The following is a 2,532-nucleotide window of genomic DNA, read 5'->3' as shown; positions in this document are numbered from 1 at the left end:
CGTCCGGACACCCCGTCCGTGCCGGCGTCCGGACACCCCGTCCGCGCCGGCGTCCGGACACCCCGTCCGCGCCGGGCGTCACCCCGCCCGGTCGCCCAAGCCGGCCGGCGGCTCCGGCAGCGGCTCGCGCAGCGAGGAGCGCCCCGCGTCCCAGGCCGTCAGCACCGCCGCGTCCCAGCGCTCGTCCAGCCACACCGTGGCGCGGATGCCGAACGCCACATCGGCGGCCAGCCCCGGCTCCCGCGCCAGCAGATCGCCCAGCACGTCCCGGCGCATCACCTGCTCGTGCACCGCGTCCGCCTCGACGTGCTCTTCGAAGAACCGCAGGCACCGCTCCTGCGCCCCCAGCCTCTCCAGCGCCTTCACCATCCGCCGGGCCCCCGGCGGCGAGGTGATCTCCAGCACCGCGAAGTTCCCCGCCGCCGCGCCCCGCAGCGCCCGGTGCAGCCCGAACAGCGACATCACGTTCACCGTGGCAAGCGTCGCGGCCGGCGCCACGTCCACATACCGCCCGTACGAGGAGTCCAGCCCGGCGCCCTCCATCAGCTCTGCGAACAGCCGGGCGTGCACCCGCTCCCCGCGCCCGCCGCCGAACTCGTCGTACGCCACCGCCACCAGCGACGCCTTGGCCTGCCCCTCCAGCCGGGGGATCAGCCACACCTGCGGATCGGACTCCTTGAGCTGGTACAGCGAGCGGTGCGCCAGATACTCGCGCACCCCCCGCCAGTCGCCGTCCGCGGCCAGCCGGTACGACACGCCCTCCCCGTCCACCGGATCCACCAGCAGCTCCTCCACCGCCGCGGCGACCCCGCCGTCCGCCCCCTCGGCCCGCGCCGCGGGCACCGCCGCGCGCAGCGCCGCGAGGAACGCCTCCTCCATCGGCCGGCGCAGTCCCAGCAGTGCCGGGTCCCACTCCCGCTCGGCCGCCACCCCCGCCAGGTCCCGGTAGTGCGGCTCATAGGCCAGATACAGCGCGAGTTGCAGGTCGTCGCCGAACGGATCGGCCGCGGCCGCGTCCGGCCCGCGCACCGGCCCGCCGCCGCGCAGCACCTCCAGCACGGCCGCCGACAGCGGACCCCGCTCCCGCGGCAGCGGCGCGCCGCCGGTCACCGGCCGGTCCCCTCGTGCGCGGAGCGCTCCGGGCCCGCAGACGCCGGCCCGACCCGCTCCAGCGGCCGTGCCGCCGGACCCCGCACCACCTGCCCGGCCACGGCGACCCTGGCCCCATGGCGCGGGCACCCCCCGGCCTGCTTCCCGTCGTCGCCCCCCGGGCACAGCCCGGCGATCCCCGCCCCGAACACGGCCGCACCTGCCTCCGCCGGCCCCTCAGCCGCCGGCCGGTCCGGCCCCGGGGCGTACTCCGTCCACCGGGAACCGGAAGCGGACTCCAGGCCCATCGCGCACTCCTCCCACGCCGCTGCACCGGCGTTTCGCCGGAGAGGTCCGAGGTACCCAGGGCGCATGCGTCTACTCAGACCACGCGGCGTGTACGCGCCCCAGGAGGACACCGAGCTGCTGGCCCGGGCGGCACAGGACGACCTGCGCGTCCTCGGCCGGCGGCTCGGCGCGGAGATCCTCGACATCGGAACCGGAACCGGCGCGCTGGCCCTGATGGCCGCCGAGTCCGGCGCCGCCCGGGTCACCGCCGTGGACATCTCCTGGCGCGCCGTGCTCGCCGCCCGCTACAACGCCCGCCGGCGCGGCCTGCGCGTCGCCGTCCGCCGGGGCGACCTGGTCGCCCCGGTCGCGGGCCGCCGCTTCGACCTCATCCTGTCCAACCCGCCGTACGTGCTCTCGCCCGGCCCGCCGCGCCCCGCCAGCCTGAGCTGGCACGCGGGCGCCGACGGCCGCGTCGTCCTGGACCGGCTGATCGCCGACGCCCCGGCGCTGCTGCGCGACTCCGGAGTGCTGCTGGTGGTGCACTCCGCCCTGTGCGGGACGCGGCAGACCCTGGAACGGCTCGCCGACCGCGGCCTGACGGCCCGCGTGGAGCTGCGCGCCTTCGTCCCGTTCGGCCCGGTGATGGCCCGACACGCACGCTGGCTGGAGCAGCGCGGCCTCATCGAACCCGGCGTACGCAAGGAGGAACTGGTGGTCATCCGTGCCCAGCGGAACTGAGCCCGACGGAACCGAGCCTGACGGAACCGAGCCTGGCGGGACCGGGATCGGCGGAACGCGGTCCGGCGGAACGTCGCAGCCCGGTGCGACCGCGCCCAGCCGAGCCGAGCCCGGTGGAGCCGGCGCGGACCTGGTCCCGGACGGCCCGCGTCCGGCCGTCCGCGCCGTGATCGACCCCGAGGGTCCGCTGCTGCTGGAAGGACCGGTCCGCATCGAGCTGCCCGACGGCCGCACCGCCTGCTCCGACCGCTTCATGGTCGCCGTCTGCACCTGCCGCCGCAGCAAGCGCTACCCCTGGTGCGACACCAGCCACCGGCGCCGCCCCCGCCGCCCCCGACCGTCCGCCGACGAAGGGCGCGACGCCCCCCCGGCCGCCCGCAGCGGCGCGTGAGAGCCCCTGGCAGGGGTGCCTGC

Annotated in this window: 3 protein-coding genes; 2 read left to right on the top strand and 1 reads right to left on the bottom strand. The window is 77.4% G+C overall.

The window, feature by feature from the left end:
• Positions 1–78: 78 nt before the first annotated feature.
• Positions 79–1,110 carry an iron-containing redox enzyme family protein gene (locus tag C6N75_RS29430; RefSeq protein ID WP_105871881.1) on the bottom strand — a complete coding sequence of 344 codons (1,032 nt, stop codon included), beginning with the start codon at positions 1,108–1,110 and terminating at the stop codon, positions 79–81.
• Between the two features lie 351 nt (positions 1,111–1,461).
• On the opposite strand from C6N75_RS29430, the gene C6N75_RS29420 reads away from it, so the two are divergent.
• Positions 1,462–2,118, top strand: coding sequence for a HemK2/MTQ2 family protein methyltransferase (locus C6N75_RS29420; RefSeq protein ID WP_105871879.1), 657 nt, complete (start codon positions 1,462–1,464; stop codon positions 2,116–2,118).
• 166 nt (positions 2,119–2,284) lie between these two features.
• A complete protein-coding gene (locus C6N75_RS29415; RefSeq protein ID WP_407703290.1) occupies positions 2,285–2,509 on the top strand; it encodes a CDGSH iron-sulfur domain-containing protein in 225 nt (74 codons plus the stop codon).
• Positions 2,510–2,532 lie beyond the last annotated feature (23 nt).

It is taken from the genome of Streptomyces solincola, from assembly GCF_002982015.1.
GTDB classification, from domain to species: Bacteria; Actinomycetota; Actinomycetes; order Streptomycetales; family Streptomycetaceae; genus Streptomyces; species Streptomyces solincola.
Note: the sequence above shows the minus strand (reverse complement) of the source record. Positions and strands in the feature narration are given on the sequence as shown.

What these genes read in the sequence shown, in the direction of transcription:
- C6N75_RS29420 (WP_105871879.1), top strand. Translation starts at nt 1,462, where the DNA reads ATGCGTCTACTCAGACCACGCGGCGTGTACGCGCCCCAGGAGGACACC.